The sequence below is a fragment of the bacterium genome (assembly GCA_023230585.1).
Taxonomy (GTDB): domain Bacteria; phylum Ratteibacteria; class UBA8468; order B48-G9; family JAFGKM01; genus JALNXB01.
On sequence record JALNXB010000036.1, the window covers coordinates 1 to 19,895 of the forward strand.

Here is a 19,895-nt window from a genome sequence, read left to right on the forward strand (position 1 = left end):
CCTTCTGCACAAAGAGCGTCTCCGAAGGGTTCAACAGGCTCAGAGTAGGGGAACAAAAGGCTTGAACCTTTTGTTAACAGCCCGATTCTTGCTTGAGTTGTAGTAGCACCTCGTAATTCGTTCCTAAACACATACTTTTTTAACGAAAAAAACAAAGGTAGGAGTATAAACATAAACTTAAAGGAGGATGAAATGATGTTTTGTAATCCGTTTGAGAGAAAAGGTAATTGGTATAAAGGGAATCTTCATACTCATACCACAAACTCAGATGGAGTGTTTTCCCCGGAAGAGATATGCAAACTATATAAAGAGCAAGGGTACGATTTTATTGCTATTACCGACCACCATAAAATTACAACTGTATCTGAAAAACCAGACGACCTATTATTAATTCCGAGCTCTGAAATGAGTAATAAATCTCATATAGTTGGGCTAAACCTTAAAGAAGAGTTTGATGAAACAGGTATGTCTGACCAGAAAATTATAAATGAAATAGTTGAGCAGAATGGACTGGCTATAATGGCTCATCCTTATTGGAGAGGGACTCCTTCCAATGACCTAATTGCTCTTGACAAATATATTGGTATTGAAATTTATAATAATGTATGCCACGTTTCTCAAGGTAAAGGTTTTTCAACTGTCCACTTTGATGACATTCTTCAGACAGGCAAACAAATACTTGGGTTTGCTTCAGATGATACCCATAGAGAAAACGCTCTGTTTGGAGGTTTTATAATGGTAAAAGCTGAGGAGTTAACTCTTGAAGGCATACTGGAAGCAATTGAGTTAGGTAGTTTTTACTCTTCAACGGGAGTATTGATAAATAGTTGTACATTAAACGATACAACTATTCATATAAAGTTTGATTCTGCTTTAACGGCAGATTTTATAGGACACAATGGTAGAGGTAGAAGAGTTTCAGCAGATAATGCTGAGATAAATGAAGCTGAATATCAAATAAAAGGAACAGAAAAATATTTAAGGATAGAAATTACAGATAAGAATAATAAAAAAGCTTGGGTTAATCCTCTGTTTTTGTAAAACTATCTTTCCATAGTCTAGTGAGATATCCACCAGCTAAAATCACAGCAATCTCGTTAGGAAAAGAGAACACTCTTGGTTCGTCAGATATAGGGGTTATAGGTCCGTTGTACCTAATATTTCGTAATGTTTGCATAATAAAAGGTAGGTCAATTACATTGGTTTGTCTTGGGAGGTTTCTTATCTTTTTGTTATTATCAGAATCGCTTGCTTTTACTGAGATAATATCTTTGGTTTCAAATTGTTGCAGTATATCTTGATTGTTTGATTCTTGGTCTAAAAGGAAAGTATCCAAAACAATTCCCACATTTGTGATATTTGCTTCTTTACAAAAGGAATATATCTGGCTTGTAGTAAATCTGTAAATATGTTGATATGGTTTTACAGATTTATGTTTCCCCACAATCTCAACACCAATACTGCAATTATATTCATTGAATCTTTTGGCGAGTACATTTAGACGTTCTGGAAACATTTTAGAAAAATCTTCACAAGAGGTAGTGTCTGAACCCACTGGAAGAGATAACACACATCTGTTGGCTCCAATTTTTTCAGATATCTCAACAAGAGATGTAAGTTTATCTATATTTGCTGTAAAGCCTGCATCCGTTAAAGTTATGTCAGAGGATAAATTCCATACCCCTGGTTTTATATTAAAAGAGTCCAACATTCCTTTAACGTAATTAACTGAGTGGGTTTGACAAAGTGCTTCTACATCTAAAATATTCAAGTCTATCCCTTCAAAGTTTCCAAGGTTAGCAAGCCGTAAAGATTCCCGTAAACCGGTATTAATATTAAAAGATTTTAAAGATAAGTTTTTAAACATAATTTTGTCCTCATTATTTTTATTGCTTCTAATAGTAAATAATTATATTATAATATAAAGGCGTAAAAATGGAAAATACATTTCATATTCAGTGGCATATAACAGATTTTTGTAACCTTAGATGTAGGCACTGCTATCAATCAGAGTTTGCTAAAGATAGTGAGTTGTCTTTTGATTGTTTGCAAAAGGTTTTTGAAAATATTACCAATTTTGCCTCCAAAAACGGCAAAAAACTTGTAATAGATATTACTGGCGGTGAGCCATTTCTCTACAAACATTGGGAACCCCTGATATCTATGATAAACCAATCTAAAAGTGTTATCAAGACTGGAATTATTACTAATGGACTTCTTGTAGATGCCTCAAAAATTCGCAAACTTGAACGACTTAAAAATTTTTCGTTAAAAATTTCTGCTGAGGGGCTAACTAAAGAATCTTATGAATATATAAGAGGAGTTAATACTTATAATAGATTTATTGAGACTTGTGGATTGTTAAAAGATGTTTCTTTTGAAAAAACTCTTATGTTCACTCTTTTTTCTGGAAGCCTAAGCCAAATAGATGCAGTTGTTCCGTTTATGAACAATTATAACCTGCAAACAACTATATTTGAAAGGTTTATCCCTTGGGGTAGGGGAGCATTGATGAAAGAAAAACTTATTTCACTTTATGAGTGGAGAGAGGTTTTGAAACTGCTTTGCAAGATTTGTAGGCTGGAAGATAATCTTTGTGAACTTGCTCCTTATAGAGGTTTTATGGTTGATAAAGAAGGTACAGATTTAAATCTTTTTGGTGCCCCCTGTATAGTTGCAAAAGATGGTATTGCATTAATGCCAGATGGTTCGGTTTTTCCTTGTAGAAGATTTCCATTAACTATCGGGAATCTTAAAGACCAATCAATGGAAGAGGTTTGGAAAAACTCTACTGTTCTTGAAAAATTAAAAAACAGGTTCCTCTTGAAAGGAAAATGTAAAACGTGTATAATAGAGGACTGTTTAGGATGCAGGGCATTAGCCTATAGTGTAAGCGGAGATTATTTAGGTGAAGACCCACTCTGTATCAAGGATGAGTAAATATTAATAATGTTAAATTAAATAATCAAAAGGAGAATAAAATGAAAGGATTAGAAATGGTCCCCCGAAAAATGTTTTTGACAAAAGGCGTTGGAAAGCATAAGGAAAGATTAACAAGTTTTGAACTGGCTTTAAGAAAAGCAGGTATTGCTCACTTTAATTTTGTATCTATATCAAGTATTTTTCCACCACACTGTAAATTAATATCAAAAAAAGAAGGATTATCTCTCTTATCTCCTGGACAGATTGTTTTTACAGTGTTAAGCAGAAACCAGACCAACGAACCTCATAGGCTTATCACAGCTTCAGTTGGAGTTGCTATACCTAAAGATAAAAACCAGTATGGATACCTTTCTGAGCACGAAGGCTTTGGCGAAACTGATGATAAAGCTGGCGACTATTCAGAAGACCTTGCAGCGACAATGTTGGCAACTATTCTTGGAGTAGAGTTTGACCCTGATTCATCCTACGATGAAAAGAAAGAAATTTGGCAGATGTCAGGTGAAATTGTAAAAACTACCAATCTTACCCAATCAGCTATTGGAGATAAGAACGGACTTTGGACTACCGTAATTTCTGCTGCTGTTTTTGTTCCCTGACTAAAAAAAATGAGGGGATAAAATGGACCAGTATAATTTTCTTGGTATACCGGATGTTAGTCTCAAAAAGGCACGTTTTCTTATATTACCTATCCCTTTTGAGGCAACGACATCTTGTTTAGCAGGCACAAAAGATGGTCCTTCATCAATTATTGCTTCTTCCAATTATGTGGAACTATATGATGAGGAATTAAAAGCAGAACCGTACCTTGTTGGAGTAAAAACCTTACCAGAGGTGCCACCTAATTACAAAAGCATAAAACAGATGGTAGCAGATATTAAAAAAGCTTCTACAAAGTACCTCAAAGAAAACAAACGAATAATAGGTTTAGGGGGAGAACATACGGTTTCATTAGGGTTGGTTGAATCTTGTTTATCAACATACCCTAACTTAAAGGTTCTTTCTTTCGATGCACACTCTGACCTCAGAGACCAATATCAAGGAACCAAATTTAGCCACGCTTGTGTAATGAGAAGAATCTCAGAGTTAGGTTGTAAAATATGGACAGCTGGAGTTAGGAGTATAAGTAAAGAAGAACAAGATTTCATAAATCAAACAGATACTATAAAAATTTTATTTGCTTACCAGATGGCAGAAAAATGGGGCGAAGTTTTAAATAAAATGCTCCCTGCGGGAAATTATTACCTTTCTTTTGATTTAGATTTCTTAGACCCATCAATATTACCTGAAACTGGAACCCCTGAACCTGGTGGGTTTTACTGGAACCAGACTATAGGTTTTTTTCGTCAGTTTGTTTTAAGAAAAGATATCAATATTGTAGGTTTTGATGTGGTTGAACTTGCACCACAAAAAAATGTCACTCCATCTTCTTTTTTAGCAGCAAAACTGATATATAAATTGATTGGTCTGCTTGCAGTCAAAGATAACCTTCTCTCTGATACTATGGATATTGGTTGACCCTAATACTCTTTTGGTTACTATAGTAATTATAGTTTATGCTCCTCACTACTGCCTCTTTTTATTTTAAAATACATACCGTAAATAAGTATAAAACACTTGACATAATACAAATAAATATGATAAAGTTTGTATGAAAACAAAACTTAGAAATTTTAAATTATATTTCTTTCCCAAGGGAGGTTCTTTATGTTTTTAGATCACTCATCAAACAGTAGAAAAAACGGCAATATAGCAAAAAGAAGTGGAATATCATCTCTATTATTGATTTTAGCAATCTTTTTTTTATGCCCATCTGTTCACCTATTTGCGAATGATGCCAAACAGGCAGAGAACAAAGGAGAATTATCTTTACCTGAATGGAAGAAGAAAGCTGCTGAATATGCTCGTATCCTATCAGGAGTAAAGTGGACACCTGTTGCTGATACTATGCCATGGAAAGCTGGATATTTTGAGAAAGGCGTAGAATATTCTGGAGTTCCTTACTCAGGGGTGTCAACTGTTGGGAGATATATTGGGTTTGAAATATACCTAAAAACTTTTTTGGCTGCAGTTGAGAACCCTCAAAGCGTCTTATATACCGAAACCCTCAAAGGTAGAGTAAGCAAAGCTACAACTTATTACGGTTTAGTTTGTTCCAATTTTACAAGTTATGCGTACCAATGTACTTACTGGTATACTGCCCTTATACATATACCGCCTTTTCGTAAAGGTCTTGAGTTGGTAGAACCTCACGATGCTCAAGCAGTAGAGGTAGGTGACTTTATTTATACGCCACCGAGAGAAGGCACAAGAAGCGGTGTGCACGTTGAACTTATCACCGAGGTAGTGAAAAAAAATGGTGTTGTAACCCACGTAAGGATAGAGGATAGTTGGCCCAAAACAACACGAAACCAGCTTAGACCAACAGCAAACTTTAACTCTCACATAAAAGCAAGAGCAAGAAGAGTTTATAGGATTACAGATATTGACTTATGGAGAGAAGAAAACAGGGCAGAAAACTATCTGTTCCCCAATTATGCAGAAGATTCAGCTACACCAAAAATCAATAGAGTTCTTCTGCTGGACTTAGGGGATTGGGTTCCTTATAATAAGGAAGATACTGTTAAAATAAATGTTATGGACAGAGATTCTCAAGGTGTAAAATCACTTGTTATCAAACGAGGCGAGCAACTCATTGAAGAGATACCTTTGGAAGGTCCAGGGATTATTGAGCGAACTTTTGCAGAATGTGGTGATTATACTGCACATTGTGTAATGAAAGACGGTTCTTTAAGTCAAGCTTGCGAATTTTCTATCTGTGAATTAGATTTAAAACTATCTAAAGACACATTAAAACTTTCTGAACCATACGAAGTAGAATTTAGTTCCAATAATTTAAAGGTTGTAATGGCTCATATCTCCAAAGTAGATGGAAAGTATAAGGTATGGATTAACGATGAGGACCGAAAAAACGGTAAATTTAATATACCTGCAAACCTTATCGATTCAGAAGGAAGAACTCGTATTTGGCTTTTTGGTGAAAACAAGTACGGTAGGTTAAAAAAAGAAAAAGCTGTAATGGCAATAAAATAGATTAACTTAAAGTTGGTTATAACATCAATAAACACTTCACACTTTCCCTCTGTGTAAACCAATAGGAGGTTTTATGGCCAGACAAATAAAAAAGGTTTATATATTTTTATTTTTAGCAGCACTTCTTTCAAACACCTTATTATTTTCTTGGTCATTCCCACCTCCTGTACGTTTTCCTCAAAACTGGAAGCCCAACCCTGGTGCCACAACAGGTAAGATAGAATATAAGATTATCGATGACCCCAAGGAGGCATACAAAGGTGATAAATACGTATATCTTAAAGGGCATCTTGCAATAGACAATGTTATAGATGTTTACGCAGGTGATAAAATCAATATAAGTTTCTACGCAAAAAGTGATACCGGCCAACCTGATGTATCTACATCTTTATATGCCTACCAGAAGAATGAATATGGTGGAATAACTTATATTTCTACAATAAATGTAACATCGAAAAAAATAGGTCAAGAATGGACTGAAGTTAAAGGCACCATAATTATACCTGAAACATTTAGAGAAAAACGGGTCAACTCAGTAAAAGTTGCTCTTATAAGCAAAACAGGTGTATATTTTGATTATCCGCAGGTAGAACATATCAAAACCCTCCAACTACTTAATTTTGATGATGCTTACAACCAATCTGCCCAAAACATAATAAAAGGTGATTTTGAAGCAGCGGTAAACCTTTTAAATCAAGCACTAAAACTTGCCAGAACAGATACAGAGAAAGAGAAAGCATTGAAGAAGATTAAGGACGCAGAGTATCGGTTAGGTGCAGAAAACGCAATAGTTAATATAAAAGAAATCTTTAGTCGAGCTGATGATTATATAAAATCAGGTGATTATAAAAATGCTCGTAGTGAGTATGAAAAATTAAACCAACTTAAAGGAGTAGATTTTCTTGAATATCTTGCTCTATCCAATATAGCCGAAAGTTATGTGTTAGAAAAAGATTATAAGAAGGCTCTTAAAACATACGAAAAACTTTTAAAATTACCCGATTTAAAACAATTTCCGTATTACAAAATATACGGATTGTTTAGGCAGGCAGAAGTTTTTACTGAACAAAAAGATTACACCAACGCTCGCAAAGTGTATACCTTGATAACAAAAAGAAGAGAAGCCCTTGAACAGCATATCTTGATGGCAAACCTGTTTTCAGCTGATACATATACCAAGTCAAAACGTTACAGTACAGCAAAAAAAATTTACGAGAAAATGTTGTTGAAAGAGGAAACAAAAACGTTTCCAAATGAAAGTTATAGACGTGATATAGTTGATAAACTTGAAGCAATAAAAAATTTAAAAGATGGGCAAAATTTACAAAGTAGGCAAGAAAAACTTATTAAGCGTATAAATTCCCCTAAACAATCAATATATGTATCAACAAACAACGGAAGAGATACAAATTCTGGAGATAAAGATACGCCTTTCGCAACCATAACACGAGCACAAGAAGAGGTTCGTAAAATAAAAGCAACCAAAGGCCTACCTAAAAACGGAATAACTGTATATCTTAGAGCTGGAAAATATTTTCTTGATGAAGGGTTGATCTTTGAAGGTGAACAGGATTCAGGAACGGAGGTAGCACCTATTGTTTATAGAAGTTATCCAGGTGAAGAAGTTCGTATTATAGGTGGCAAACAATTAAAACAGTTTGAGGTTCTCAAAGATACCAACATATTAAAAAGGCTACCAGAGGAAACGCTTGGTAAAATCTGGGTATGCGACCTAAAAAAGGAAGGTATAACAGATTACGGTGTATTACAGAACAGAGGCGTTACAGGCATTGATTCTGATATAAGTACAACTGAACTATTTTTTAACACAAAACCAATGAATTTAGTACGTTGGCCTAAAGAAGGCTGGCTTAGAGTGTTTGACTTAACCACTCCCTATGGAGATGGTAAAATAAGCAGTTACAACATACAGAGAGGACGTTTTAAGTATTCTGATGATATACCTTTAAAGTGGAAGGAAGAAAAAAATATCTGGACAGTAGGATATTTTTTATATCAATGGGATAAGATACACACAGAAGTCCTCTCAATAGATACAGACAATAAAATTATACATTTATCTCCAGATATGAGAACCTCTGAAAAACGTAAAGCAGGTATGCCTGTCAGGGTAGACGCTCCGTACCATTTTTACAATATACTTTCAGAACTTTCTGTCCCGGGGGAATTTTATATTGATAGTGATACAGGAAAACTCTATTTCTACCCTCCTAAAAAGATTGATGGTGACGAAATATTCATTTCAACAATTAAGACCCCTATTATACAAATGAACAATGTTTCCAATATTCTTTTTTATCAGTTGACCATTGAAGGTACCCGACAGAACGGAATAAATATCGATAATAGTAACAACAACCTTGTTGCAGGTACAACGATACGGAATACTGGAGTGTTAGGCATAATGCTCGATGGTGGGTGGAACAACAGCGTAATAGGGTGCGATATATACGATACAGGAGAAGGTGGAATTCAAATAAAAAACAACGGAGATAGAGCTAAACTTATACCTTCAAGTAATCTTGTAGAAAACAATCATATCTATAGATTTAACAGATTTAGCCACGGTGGTAACAGGTTTGGAGTAACAATTGTTAATGGTTCTGGTAATAGAGTATCTCACAACATTCTTTCTGATACAACTTACAACTCTATGACTTTTGCTGGTAATGACAATATCATTGAGTATAACGAAATTTATGATGTAACAAATGAAGCCAGAGACGGTGGTGCAATATATACATACGGATTACCTTTCCGTTTTATGAGTAAAGGTAATATTATGAGATACAATTTTATACACCATATTACCCAACACTCTTCACCAATTAAGACACACCAGGTTACTGGAATCTATATAGATTCAATAAATAGCGGTATGACAGTAGAAGGCAACATTCTTTATCGCAACACAGAACGAGCTATGTATGTAAACGGACCAGATAATCGTATAGAGAACAATCTATTGATTGATAACAACATAGGTATAACTCTTAATGACCGATCTTGGATATTTGATCACACAAGGTTAAATACCTTGATACCAACAGCAGAAAACCATTTGAGAATGTTCAATTTCAAGCAACCTCCGTGGAGTGTTCGGTACCCTCAAATGACAATCTTTTTTGAAGATAAACTCCCTCTTGCAAGGAACGAAAAAAACTCTATTGAGAGAAACATCAACGTTGAAACCCCACCTCTCTCAACACACGCTTCTGTCAAAATGGACAAGAATATATTGAGAAACAACTGGGACGACGGCGACCCTCTCTTGTTTGACATAAACCAGTTAGATATGAGATTAAGGCCTGGTTCTCCTGCATACGGAAGTATTGGATGTATGCCTATATCTTTCAAAAAAATTGGGGTTTATGACAGCCCACTACGTGCCAGTTGGCCTGTTAACCGCTTGCCAGTGGGAAAATATTATAAAGAAGAATTTGCACTACAACCCTCTGTTGTGGCTTCATCGGCAGATAAGTTTCAGCCATTAAAAAAAATTAGCGAAACTTACCAATATAATGTTAAAAGAAGAACTACCCCTATCAACATAGACGGTAAATTAGAGAAGAATGAGTGGTTCGATCTTGACAAGACTAAAGCTTTAATTGTAAGAGAAAAACATACAACAGGGGAAACAAGGGAAGGGACAGAAAATTATGTATGGCTTTCTTATGACGATAAGTATCTTTACATAGGTATAGAAAATATGCCCGACCCAATAAAGCAAGGAGTACCTGCGACCATATCAGCTTCATCATCTCTTAATGAGTTTGCTATTGAAGGTCCTTTTACTCAAAATATTGTAGATTGGTGGTACGATGGGGCACCGACAGGACCAATATATATCTTTTCGGGATATCCTGATGGCAAATTTGTTGTAAACAAAACTCTAAATATCCCTGCCTCAATATCCAAACGTCTCCAGACAGAGATAGAATATAAGGCAAATGTAATAAACGCAGATTTACACCATTGGAGTTCAGAATGGAAGATACCTCTTGGAGCTCTTGAATTAAAGTTTGAAGACCTTGATTCAGTTAGATTTAACATAGGTGGTCCTAAAAGAGACGCTTGGTATGCTTGGGTAGCTACAGGAGCTCAAATTTGGCGAGTTGATAATGCTGGGATCTTGCAATTTATCAAATAACGCTGAATTTTTTGAAAGATTTACCTAAACACCTTCTCTTTTTGTGCTTTCTCCCCCATACAAAAAGGAAGAAAGGAGAGTATCAATGGAAAGAAACAATAACAACATTATATCTGAATGGAAAAAAAGGTCTATTGAATATTCTCACCTTATGTCCAACGTAAAGTGGACCCCTGTTGCAGACACATTCCCCAACCGTTCAGGAGGATATTTTAAGAAAGGTAATGAATATACAGGTACGCCTTATTCAAGTGTAAAATATGTTGGCAGGTATATTGGTTTTGAAATCTTTTTAAAAACTTTTTTAGCTGCAGTAGCAAACCCTCAAAGTATCTTATATACTGAAACGTTAGCAGAAAAAGTTAAAAATGCAGCAGGATATTATGGTACAGTCTGTTCTGCTTTTACAAGTTACGCTTACCAGTGTGCTTTCTGGTACGTTAGCCGTGTTCATAATCCGCCTTACAGAAATGGGGTTGTTCTGGTTGACCCGCAAGATTCGCAAGGAGTTGAAGCTGGCGATTATATTTTTACTCCTCCCTTAAAACCTAATGATGGGTCACACGTAGAGTTGATAACAGAGGTTGTAAAGCAAGACGATATAACCACTCACGTTAGGGTAGAAGATAGTTGGCCTCCTACAACAAGAAACCTATTGCGAACATCAGAAGAGTTTAATAAACATATTGGAGAAAAAGAGAGGAAGGTCTACAGAATTATTGATATTGATTTGTGGCGTGGGGAGAATAAAGCAGAAAATTTTTTATTCCCTAACTATGCTGAAGATTCAGTAACTCCAGATATCAACAGGACTCTATTGCTGGATTTAGGAGATTGGGTAACTTACCACAAAGGGCAGAATGTAAAAATTAATGTAATGGATAAAGATTCTCAAGGAGTTAAAACCCTTGTTATCAAACGCGGAAATAAACTTGTTTTGGAAATTCCTCTAACAGGCCCTTCTGTTATTGAACGAAGTTTTGCTGAATGTGCAGATTATACTGCTTATTGCATAATGAAAGATGGTTCAACAAGTACTGCTTGCGAATTTTCAGTAGGAGAACTTGATTTTTGCTTACCATCAGAAGAGATAAAAATCACTGAACCTTGGGATATTAAGTTTAGTTCGGACAATATAAAACCTATTTTAATCTATTTTACGAGCCTTAAAGACTCTTATGGGTGTTGCTATATTTGGATTACAGAAGAAGATTGCAGGAAAGGTCGGCTTACTGTTCCTGCTAATTTTATCAAAAGCGATGGGGAAGCAAATGTATGGTTCCTTGGTGAAAACAAGTATGGCCGATTAAAAAAACATCAGAGAGTAATGGCTGTAAAATAAAAACCTAACATATCACAAATGGAATCCTCTAAAAAAAGATATTTTAATTTAATCAAATGTAAAAGAACGTTGTTTGCGTTGCTGTTTACCACAATATTTTTTGTATCTTTTGCCAGGTCTTCAAATATTTTTGCCAATGAGCAAATCAGTGCAAAAGAAAAGAAGGTACAAAAATATAAGTTTGGATTGGTTGATGTAAAGGAAATTATACCAAATATTATTCTTGATATAAGATATGCAACTACCAACAACTTTACAAAGCAGGTGCTGTATCCTTCAGCAGAATGTTATCTACTGGAAGAGGTTGCTATTAAATTAAACAATGTGCAACAAGACTTAAAAAAACATGGATATCGCCTAAAAATATTTGATGGTTATCGCCCGCTTTCAGTTCAATGGAAGATGTGGAAAATTGTGCCTAACCCACGCTTTGTTGCGGACCCAAGAAAAGGGTCACATCATAATAGAGGGAGTGCTGTTGATGTGGGTTTGGTAGATATGACTGGAAAAGAAGTGGAGATGCCTACAGAATTTGATAACTTTACTCAACGAGCAAGCCCAAAATATATGAAATTAAAACCCGAAGTAATAAAACGTAGACGCATCTTAACAGATACAATGAAAAAACACGGATTTAGCCAAAGTACAACAGAATGGTGGCATTTTAACTACATACCATTGCTTAGAAAACCTCTGCTGGATGTATCGTTTGAAGAATTGTTAGATTAAAATATAAGCGAGAACAACTCCCAGTAGAAATGTTTGTTACTCTATAGACAAATCTTTTTCAAGTTTACGCAAAAAATCTCTTGCAAGAATAATATCTGCCACAGGGTCTTCCCCGACCTCTCTCTCTATGGTATAAAAACCTGTATACCCAACCTCTTTAAGGGCGTTAAGATATGCAGGAAAATCCACGTCTCCCTGCCCAAGAGGCACCTCTTTATACTTTCTTTTTCCGTTTTCATCTGGCAGTTTTATTCCATCTTTTGCGTGAGTATGAACAATATAGTCTGCAAGTGTAAAAACTCCCTTTACAGGGTCATCACCAACAACCATAACAAGATTGGCAGGGTCATAATTGGCTTTTAATCCAGGATTCCCAATTGAATCAAGAAGTTTTTTAAGTAGAATAGCTGTTTCAGGACCCGTTTCAGTTGCAAGAACAACCCCTTTGTTGTAGGCATACGTACCAACTTCAGGTAACGAGTCAGACATTATTTGCCATGCAGGAGCACTTGTATCTTCGGGAACTGTGCCTATATGGGTAGTAACTATGTTGACTCCTAAATCAACAGCAAGGTCTACCACCTCTTTTGTTCTTGAAACTCTCCAATCTATCGTTTTAGGGTCAGTAAAACCAGGGCTACCAAAATCCCCTACAAGCGCTGATATTGTTAAGCCAAGGCTTGCCACTAAATTTTTAAGGTCATCTCTACCTGTTTGAGACAAATTTTTTGGGTCAAGTTCTCCTTGTACCGCATAAGGTTGTATACCTTCTATTTTTAGTTCTGCTGCCTTTTTTATTCCACTTTTTATTGGTAACCTAAAACAATCTGGAATTACTCCTATCTTCATAACAAACCTCCATTTGTTATATCAAAGTTTGTCTTCTTTATCTTTATATATTTCAATTGCAACATCTGGACATATCAGAACACATCTTTTACAACCATTGCAGATGTTTTTCTTATCTATCTGAATATAATGGTACCCCATCTTATTAAATTCTGTTGATGGTAAAAATATATTTTTAGGGCAAACATTTATACATAAACCACAAGCTTTACATTTTTCTTTATCAACTTTTATTACAAACATCCATTGCTCCTATATCTCTTTCTTGTTTAAATGTTCCAGTTGAATTTTGATTTAAGATTACTAAAAAGAAGCTGTTCATCCATAATTGTGTTTGCAACTTTGGAAGATTTTTTTAATATTACAGTATCCTTATCTTGTAAAGCAAACTCTTTTTGACCATCTATAGCAAGAAGAGAGTTCTGTGCAATAGATATTGATAACACTTCTTTTTCATTGAGTATAACTGGACGCCACGATAAGGTGTGCGGACACAAAGGGATTATGATAAAACATTTTACTTCAGGGTCCACAATCGGTCCCATTGCAGAAAGAGCATGAGCGGTTGAACCGGTAGGAGTAGAAACAAGTATTCCATCTCCCCTTGTTTTAAAAATATGTTCTCTTTTTCCTTCTACGTTAATATCAATAATTCTTATACCAGTTTTGGATATAACTGCCTCATTTAAACACAAATCTTTTAGTACCACTTGATTATTCCTTACAACAGATACATCAAGCAACATTCGTTTAGTTATTATATAATCTCCACTCAAAATCTTTCTGAGTTTATTCTCTATATCAGAAGGGCTGTTGGTCAAGAACCCAACATTACCGTACTTTACACCATAAATGAACGTTTTATTCTGTAAAAGTTTTACACCTTTCAAAAAGGTGCCATCTCCCCCCATAGAAATAATTAAATCCACACCTTTTGCAGATGTTTGCACAACTTTTCCACAACTTTTCAACACCTTTTCAATAGGGGCTTTCTTCTTTTCAATGTCAGGTATTTTATTGTTAGCTAAAATAAAAACACTTTTAATCATTTATATATTCCTCTATCTTTTTTGCAAGTTTTTCAGGAGACAGCCCGTACTTATCAATAAGGGCATCTCTTTTTGCGTGCTCAATAAATGTATCAGGTAATCCAATTCTTAACAATCTGTTTTTAAGGTTTTTATTATTGATATATTCACATACCGCTGTACCAAAACCTCCAGAAATACTATTTTCTTCAATTGTTACAATATTGTTAAATTTTTCGAGTTTTTCTGTTACACTTTTTTCGAGAGGTTTTATAGAGTTAACTGGATAAAAAGAGAGATTAATACCTTTTTTCTCAAGAATGTGACAAGCAAGGAGAGCATTGTTAGCCATGCTACCACACCCTAAAATTAAAGTATTACCATCGTTATCCAATGGCGATATAGTTTCTGGCAAGAACCCCTTTGGAAATCTTATAAAGACAGGACCATTCTCTTCACAAGATTTTAGAATAATATTTTTTAGATGTGAAATACTCGTTGGTGCATAAATTTTTATGTTAGGGATTGTTCTTAAGAAAGCAATATCAAACACTCCGTGGTGTGTTGGTCCATCTTCACCTACCAGCCCTGCTCTATCTATCAGAAAAGTTACTGGGAGATTCTGTAGACTTATATCGTGTACAAGTTGGTCATACCCTCTCTGGAGAAAAGTTGAGTATATTGCAACCACAACTTTCATACCTGCTTTTGCAAGCCCAGCAGCAAAAACAATACAGTGGCTCTCAGCAATTCCTACATCATAAAATCTATCTGGAAAAGAAGTAGCAAAATCTTCTAACCCGAGCCCCTTCTCCATTGCGGCTGTTAAGACAACAAGTTTTTTGTTGTTAACAGCAATTTCTTCAAGAGTTTTACCAGCAGTTATTCCAGGTGAGGGAGTAAGAGTCTCTTCTTTTATAAACTGTCCAGTTGTTTTATTAAAAGGTCTTGCACTATGAAAATCTGTTGGATTTTCTTCAGCGGGTAGATATCCTTTACCTTTTTTTGTAACAACATGCAACAACACAGGTTCTTTGATGCCTTTTATGTTAGCTAAAATATCAATAAGTTGTCTCAAATCGTGTCCATCAATAGGTCCAAAATATTTTAACCCAAGTTTTTCGAAAAACACTCCAGGAACAAGAAGAGATTTTGTCTTTTTTTCTATTCTATTTACAAGTTTTACAATATCCTCACCAACCGAAGGTATCGCTTTCAACACTTCTGCAATCTCTTCTTTAGGTTTATTAACTATTGGAGAGGTTATTAATTTTGCAAGATAATAAGATAAAGCACCTTTTGTAGAGGAGATAGACATATTGTTATCATTAAGTATAACCAGAATATTTTTAGATAGAGTACCTAAAAAATTCAAACCTTCAAAGGTTACACCATTTGTTAAAGAACCATCACCTACTACAGCAATCACTTTACCATTATCGCCTTGTAACGATTGCCCTGCTTTCAATCCAGCAGCAGAAGACACGGCTGTTCCAGCGTGCCCTGTTTTGAAGATATCTGTTAGATGTTCCTCTGGGGCAGGAAACCCGCTTAGACCACCTTCTTTCCTTAAAGAACTGAACGATTCATATCTTCCAGTTAGCATTTTATGTGTATAGCATTGATGCCCAACATCCCATATAATCTTGTCTGGCGGTATATCAAAAAGGTTATGAAGACTTAAAGTCAACTCCACTACCCCAAGGTTAGAAGAAAGATGTCCACCATTTAAAGAGACAGTATGAATAATTTCTCTTCTTATTTCATCAGCAAGAATATTGAGACTCTCAATAGATAAATTTTTAATTAAAGAAGGGTTTTTAGAAACTTGTTTAATTAATTCCATTTTTTATTTTTTGTTTTACCTCCTCAATCTTATTTAGAAGAAATTCACTCTGCTCTAAATCATAAGCTTTAATAAGCCAGAGAAGGGACTTGTTATACTCTTTTAATTCAAAATATAAAAGTCCAAGATGTTCATATACTTCAGCATCATTTTCTAAAAGAACAGCCTGTTCAAGATACCCTTTTGCTCTTTTAAAATTTCCAAGTTTGTAATATGCCCAACCAAGACTATCAAGAAAAGCACCGTTATCTGGCTCAATACTACACGCTTTTTTTATCATAGACAGAGCCTCTTGTAGATTGATATCTTTTAGCAGATAACTATACCCAAGATAGTTGAGAGTAAGAGCATTATCAGGTTCTAACTCTAAAGCTTTTTTCATCTCTTCTTCCATTTTATCGTACATATCTAACTTATCATAAATAATACCAAGATAAAACCTTGCCGCTACATTATCTAACAAGGCTATACTTTGCCTAAAATACTCTTCTGCTTTTGGATAGTTTGTCTCTTCTAAAAAGATATTTCCCAACAGATTATAAAACTCAATATTTCTTATGCCGTTGTTCAACGCTTCTCTAAGCAGAGCCTTTGTTTCTTCCTTTTCTCCTGCCCTATAATAGAACGAAGCAAGAAATGAGTAAGAAACATTGTCTTGAGGATTTAAACTGGTTGCTTTACGGAAATATTTCATTGCCTCTTCTTGCCTATTTTGCTTGCTATACAATAAAGCAAGAGATAAGGTGCTTTTCCAAAAATTACCTACAAGTTGTACAGAAGATAGGAACGCCTCTTCTGCTTTATCATAGAGCCCCATCTTTTCAAGTATGGTCCCATAATTAAAGTACAACAAATAGTTGTTTGGAAACTCTTCTAATAAAAATTCGTATTGCACACGAGCATCATCAAGCCTATTTAAAGCGACCAGCAGATCGCATAAAACTACTCTCATAGCTTGATTATCTGGTTTAAATGTAAGACCTTTTTCTATATAAGTAGCAGCAAGTTTCTCGTTCTTTTCAAGCAGATACGCTACACCAAGACCAAACATAGCCTCATGGTTATTTGGGGCAATTCTTAACGCTCGAAAAAAAGAACGTTTAGCTTCAGCGACATTCTTATCTTTTACATACAAATTACCCAATTTGACATATATATAACTGGACTCTCCTTGATGTCTAAGGGCTTTTTTGTATGAATTGATAGCATCTTCTTTCTTATCGGCTTTTTCGTGTAAAATTCCTTCTGCGTAAATTGCCAACCCTGATCGTTGTTCTATGTGACCGCATCCTGTCATAAGAATGACAGACAATATAAACAACAATAAATATTTCATTTTGCTATTTTCTCTTTTTATGCCTTAAAGCTGCGAGACGTTTTTTCCTTTTATGGGTTTTTATTTTTCTTTTTTTCCTTTTTCTACCACAAGGCATCTTGTTCTCCTTTACTCCGAACTTTTTTGTATGAAGGGTTATTGTTGTATCCCCTTCCTTTCCTTTACGGAGTTAATATTTTTGAATCTTTTGTTTAGTTATATTTTAAAGTTATATCACTTTATTTAGAGGATATTCTACAATTCCCTGAGCTCCAAGTTTTTTAAGTTTAGGTATCAAGGTTTTTGCTTTCAGTTTATCTATAATAGTTTCTACTGCCAACCAATTTTCATCAGCAAGAGAAGATATAGTAGGGTTTTTCATCGCTGGAAGAATTTTTAAGATTGAATCAAGGTCTTCTTTACGAATATTCATTTTCAACCCTGCTTTACCTTCTGCTTCAAGAGCACCTTGCAATAAAAGGGCAAGGTTTTCTATCTTCTCTTTTTTCCATTTATCCTGCCATGCTTTTTTGTTAACAATAAGTTTAGGTACTGACTCCATTACAATATCAATTATATTAAGATTATGAGAAATAAGGGTATTGCCAGTCTCTGTTATTTCGACTATTGCATCAACAAGGTTACCAGCTTTTATTTCTGTAGCACCGTAAGAAAATTCAACTTTTGCAGTAACTTTTCTCTTTTTTAAATAATCTTTTGTTACATTAACAAGTTCAGTTGCAATAAGTTTGCCTTGCAAGTCTTCAGCTTTTTTTATACCAGAACTATTAGAGGCTGCAAGAACAATCTTTACTGGTCTAAACCCTTGCTTTGAGTAAACAAGGTCACACATACTATGAACCTTAACTCTACTTTCTTTTATCCAATCTTCACCAGAAATACCTATATCAAAAGCTCCCATCTCTACATATTTTGGAATCTCTTGAGCTCTTAGCAGTACGCCTTCTAATTCAGGATCGTCTGTTGAGACATAATAACTCCTTGACCCAGTATATAGCTTAAAACCAGCACGCTCAAAAAGAGTTTTAGTTGACTCTTCTAAAGACCCTTTAGGTAAAGCCATTTTAAGTTTCTTCATCTTCTTCTCCTTCATCAAAGACTCCAGTATTTCTATATTTTTTATACCTTAACTCTACAAGTTCCGCACTATTTATGGTCTTAATCTCTCTAATGTTTTTATCTAATGATTCAGTTAGTAATGCAAAAGTTGTCTCCCAATTTCTATGCGCTCCACCAGGTGCTTCAGAGATTATTTCGTCAACAATTCCCATATCAAACAGAGCGCCTGCTGTCAACTTTAATACTTGAGCAGCTTCTTCTACTGCTTTCTGTGTTTTCCACAAAATAGAAGCACAACCTTCAGGAGAAATAACTGAATATATTGCATATTCTTGCATAAGAAGTCTATCTGCAACGCCTATACCCAAAGCGCCTCCACTCCCTCCTTCCCCTATCACAACAGCTATAATAGGTGTTTTAAGGAGAGACATCTCTAACAAATTATTGGCTATTGTTAAAGCCTGTCCACGTTCTTCTGCTAATATATCTGGATTTGCCCCGGGAGTATCTATAAACGAAATTATTGGACAACGCATCTTTTCAGCAAGTTTGAACATTCTAAGCGCTTTTCTATATCCTTCGGGATGAGCCATGCCAAATTTTCTAAAAATATTGTCTTTAGTATCCCTTCCTTTCTGATGACCTATCACCACAACAGGGATACCCTTAAATTTTGCGATACCTGTAATCATTGATGGGTCATCCCCATAACATCTATCACCATGAAGTTCAACAAAATCGTCAAGTATATTTTCTATATAATCAAGCGAATGAGGTCTATTAGGGTGGCGAGCAAGTTGGACTATCTGCCAATCTGTTAAGTTTGAGAAAATCTCTCTTATATTTTCGTTTATCTGTTGTTTCAGTTGAACTATTTTTGTAGCATCTTTATTTGAAGTTTTTTTCTGCCTTGCTATTTCAAGGTTTTCCAACTGTTTCTCTAATTTCTCTATAGGTTGCTCGAAGTCAAGATATTTTTTTTCCATTTTCATAATATTTTAGGCACTTTTAAAAATTTATCTGTCTTGTCAGGAGCATTTGATAAAAGAGATTGCCTTGGCATAGACTTTTCTACTATATCTTTTCTTATAACCGATTCTCTTGTTTCTGGTTGAGATAACACATTTACTGTTTCAGTACAAACATTTGATATAGAGGATATATAGTCAACTATTTCATTCAATTCGTAAGTAAAAGATTCTATCTCTGTCTCTGATAAACTTATTCTTGTTAGAAATCCAAGATTTTCAATCTCTTTTACACTGATTTTTTTTTTAATATCTCCCATTTTCTTACCTTTTATTATACTCAAAAGTTTTTCTGCTACCTTTATTCATATAGATAATAAATTTTATCTTAAAGAGCAATAAAAGTCAATATGTAGTCTTTTATAATACAAAATGAGCCTGAAAGAGGGCTCGGTTTCAAATACAGATTGAGCCTAAAGAAAAAATGGGTCATAATATAAGGTTATGACACTAAACATGAAAGACACGGCTATA

The 19,895-nt window shown here is 34.9% G+C and carries 17 protein-coding genes; 8 read left to right on the top strand and 9 right to left on the bottom strand.

The genetic code is table 11. From position 1 onward, the window contains the following. Positions 1-192 precede the first annotated feature (192 nt). Positions 193-1,041: a CehA/McbA family metallohydrolase gene (locus tag M0P98_06620; protein MCK9266535.1), complete on the top strand. Its 849-nt coding sequence runs from the start codon at positions 193-195 to the stop codon at positions 1,039-1,041. Here the strand turns inward: M0P98_06620 and M0P98_06625 are convergent. Then, the gene (locus M0P98_06625; protein MCK9266536.1) at positions 1,022-1,867 is read right to left on the bottom strand and encodes a sugar phosphate isomerase/epimerase; all 846 of its coding nucleotides are present in this window, start codon (positions 1,865-1,867) and stop codon (positions 1,022-1,024) included. The two genes, M0P98_06620 and M0P98_06625, sit on opposite strands and share 20 nt — an antisense overlap. 68 nt (positions 1,868-1,935) lie before the next feature. Here M0P98_06625 and M0P98_06630 point away from each other — a divergent pair, with 68 nt between their 5' ends. The 7 genes from M0P98_06630 (at position 1,936) to M0P98_06660 (ending at position 12,275) form a co-directional block, all read left to right on the top strand. Next, the gene (locus M0P98_06630) at positions 1,936-2,940 is read left to right on the top strand and encodes a radical SAM protein (GenBank protein ID MCK9266537.1); all 1,005 of its coding nucleotides are present in this window, start codon (positions 1,936-1,938) and stop codon (positions 2,938-2,940) included. Between the two features lie 41 nt (positions 2,941-2,981). Continuing rightward, the gene (locus M0P98_06635) at positions 2,982-3,539 is read left to right on the top strand and encodes an arginine decarboxylase, pyruvoyl-dependent (protein MCK9266538.1); all 558 of its coding nucleotides are present in this window, start codon (positions 2,982-2,984) and stop codon (positions 3,537-3,539) included. Positions 3,540-3,561: 22 nt separating this feature from the next. Then, positions 3,562-4,458 carry an agmatinase gene (gene speB / locus M0P98_06640; protein MCK9266539.1) on the top strand — a complete coding sequence of 299 codons (897 nt, stop codon included), beginning with the start codon at positions 3,562-3,564 and terminating at the stop codon, positions 4,456-4,458. A 189-nt stretch (positions 4,459-4,647) separates the two neighbouring features. Then, positions 4,648-6,033 carry a hypothetical protein gene (locus tag M0P98_06645; protein MCK9266540.1) on the top strand — a complete coding sequence of 462 codons (1,386 nt, stop codon included), beginning with the start codon at positions 4,648-4,650 and terminating at the stop codon, positions 6,031-6,033. A gap of 73 nt (positions 6,034-6,106) precedes the next feature. Next, positions 6,107-10,204 carry a right-handed parallel beta-helix repeat-containing protein gene (locus tag M0P98_06650; protein MCK9266541.1) on the top strand — a complete coding sequence of 1,366 codons (4,098 nt, stop codon included), beginning with the start codon at positions 6,107-6,109 and terminating at the stop codon, positions 10,202-10,204. A gap of 85 nt (positions 10,205-10,289) precedes the next feature. Continuing rightward, the gene (locus M0P98_06655; GenBank protein ID MCK9266542.1) at positions 10,290-11,546 is read left to right on the top strand and encodes a hypothetical protein; all 1,257 of its coding nucleotides are present in this window, start codon (positions 10,290-10,292) and stop codon (positions 11,544-11,546) included. An 18-nt stretch (positions 11,547-11,564) separates the two neighbouring features. Next, positions 11,565-12,275 carry a M15 family metallopeptidase gene (locus M0P98_06660; GenBank protein MCK9266543.1) on the top strand — a complete coding sequence of 237 codons (711 nt, stop codon included), beginning with the start codon at positions 11,565-11,567 and terminating at the stop codon, positions 12,273-12,275. Between the two features lie 36 nt (positions 12,276-12,311). Here M0P98_06660 and M0P98_06665 read toward each other — a convergent pair whose 3' ends face one another. The 8 genes from M0P98_06665 to gatC all read right to left on the bottom strand — a co-directional run bounded on the left by M0P98_06665 (position 12,312) and on the right by gatC (position 19,705). Further along, the gene (locus M0P98_06665) at positions 12,312-13,124 is read right to left on the bottom strand and encodes a sugar phosphate isomerase/epimerase (protein MCK9266544.1); all 813 of its coding nucleotides are present in this window, start codon (positions 13,122-13,124) and stop codon (positions 12,312-12,314) included. A 21-nt stretch (positions 13,125-13,145) separates the two neighbouring features. Further along, entirely contained in the window at positions 13,146-13,367 is a 222-nt protein-coding gene (locus M0P98_06670; GenBank protein MCK9266545.1) for a 4Fe-4S dicluster domain-containing protein, read from the bottom strand. A gap of 26 nt (positions 13,368-13,393) precedes the next feature. After that, on the bottom strand, positions 13,394-14,173 hold the full coding sequence (locus M0P98_06675; protein ID MCK9266546.1) for an NAD(+)/NADH kinase: 780 nt from the start codon (positions 14,171-14,173) through the stop codon (positions 13,394-13,396). Next, complete coding sequence (dxs, locus tag M0P98_06680) at positions 14,166-15,998, bottom strand: 1-deoxy-D-xylulose-5-phosphate synthase (protein ID MCK9266547.1); 1,833 nt, start codon at positions 15,996-15,998, stop codon at positions 14,166-14,168. The genes M0P98_06675 and dxs overlap by 8 nt, the downstream gene beginning before the upstream one ends. After that, on the bottom strand, positions 15,985-17,334 hold the full coding sequence (locus M0P98_06685; protein ID MCK9266548.1) for a tetratricopeptide repeat protein: 1,350 nt from the start codon (positions 17,332-17,334) through the stop codon (positions 15,985-15,987). The genes dxs and M0P98_06685 overlap by 14 nt, the downstream gene beginning before the upstream one ends. Positions 17,335-17,542: 208 nt before the next feature. Then, entirely contained in the window at positions 17,543-18,412 is an 870-nt protein-coding gene (hisG, locus tag M0P98_06690; GenBank protein MCK9266549.1) for an ATP phosphoribosyltransferase, read from the bottom strand. Then, a complete protein-coding gene (locus M0P98_06695) occupies positions 18,399-19,379 on the bottom strand; it encodes an acetyl-CoA carboxylase carboxyltransferase subunit alpha (protein ID MCK9266550.1) in 981 nt (326 codons plus the stop codon). The genes hisG and M0P98_06695 overlap by 14 nt, the downstream gene beginning before the upstream one ends. Before the next feature lie 2 nt (positions 19,380-19,381). Next, positions 19,382-19,705 (bottom strand): Asp-tRNA(Asn)/Glu-tRNA(Gln) amidotransferase subunit GatC, encoded by a 324-nt coding sequence (gene gatC, locus M0P98_06700; GenBank protein MCK9266551.1) that lies wholly within the window; start codon positions 19,703-19,705, stop codon positions 19,382-19,384. Positions 19,706-19,895: the final 190 nt, after the last annotated feature.